The following is a 1,003-nucleotide window of genomic DNA, read 5'->3' on the forward strand; positions in this document are numbered from 1 at the left end:
TAACATGCCACTGTATTCTGGTGGCGCAACACAGGCGGGTGTTCGCCAAGCTCGCCATCAGGTCGCCGAGGCAAAACACAATCTGACCTTAGCGCAACGTCAGGCGAAAATAGAAACACGTACCGAGTTTATTAGTCTGAAAACCAACATTCAGACAGTTGAGTCACTTCAACAAAATATCGTTTCTCGTGAAAGTGCTTTAGAAGCAACGCGTGAAGGTTACAAGGTAGGTACTCGAAATATTGTTGAAGTACTTGATGCCGAGCGTAACTATTTCACTGCACTTCGTGACTACGCGAATGCTCGCTTCGATTTTGTAGAAAGTAGCCTACGCATAAAACGCGCAGCGGGAACCTTAAGTGTTAAAGACATTGAAGCTCTGAACGCCTGGCTATCGCCCGGCCAGTAAGCTCTAGCTTTCTTCAAGCAAGGGCTGCAGGTGGTCAACAACACGTTTCACCGCTCCCTTGCTAGCCTCAACTTTCTGCAATGCATTTTGCCCCATTTCCTGAGCCCGTTCCGGGTTTGAAAATAGCATTCCGAGCGACTCGAGCAACGCGAGTTCATCTGCCACAATTTCCATACCCTTGGCTTCGACCAGTTGATGACAAATAGCTTCAAAATTAAAGTAATGGGGGCCAATTAAAATCGGCAACCCCAAAGCGCCTGGCTCAATCGGGTTATGGCCACCAATTTCGGTAAATGAACCGCCTATTACCGCAACCTGAGCTGTCGCATAAAAATCCATCAACTCCCCCATGGTATCCACCACAAATACTTCTGCATCGCTGGGAATTTTTTCAAATTCGCTTCTTCGTGCGGTGTTAAAGCCTTGCTTATTTGATTGCTGAAAAGCACTTTCGAAGCGCTCAGGGTGCCTAGGCACTAATACCAGCAAGGCATCGGGAAAGCGCTGCCTCAAACGTTCATGCACTTTTAAAACCAGCTCGTCTTCGCCTTCATGCGTACTCGCCGCGACCCAAATCTTAGGCTTAGCGGGTAA

General features: G+C 48.1%; 2 protein-coding genes. One reads left to right on the forward strand and one right to left on the reverse strand.

What is annotated here, in order from left to right; all coding sequences use genetic code 11:
• A partial coding sequence (locus A3766_RS00950) for a TolC family protein (RefSeq protein ID WP_197479149.1) occupies positions 1–409 on the forward strand: 409 nt, incomplete at its 5' end.
• A gap of 3 nt (positions 410–412) precedes the next feature.
• Here A3766_RS00950 and A3766_RS00955 read toward each other — a convergent pair.
• On the reverse strand, positions 413–1,003 hold a 591-nt coding region (locus A3766_RS00955), incomplete at its 5' end, for a glycosyltransferase (RefSeq protein ID WP_156508583.1).

It is taken from the genome of Oleiphilus sp. HI0132, assembly GCF_001635845.1.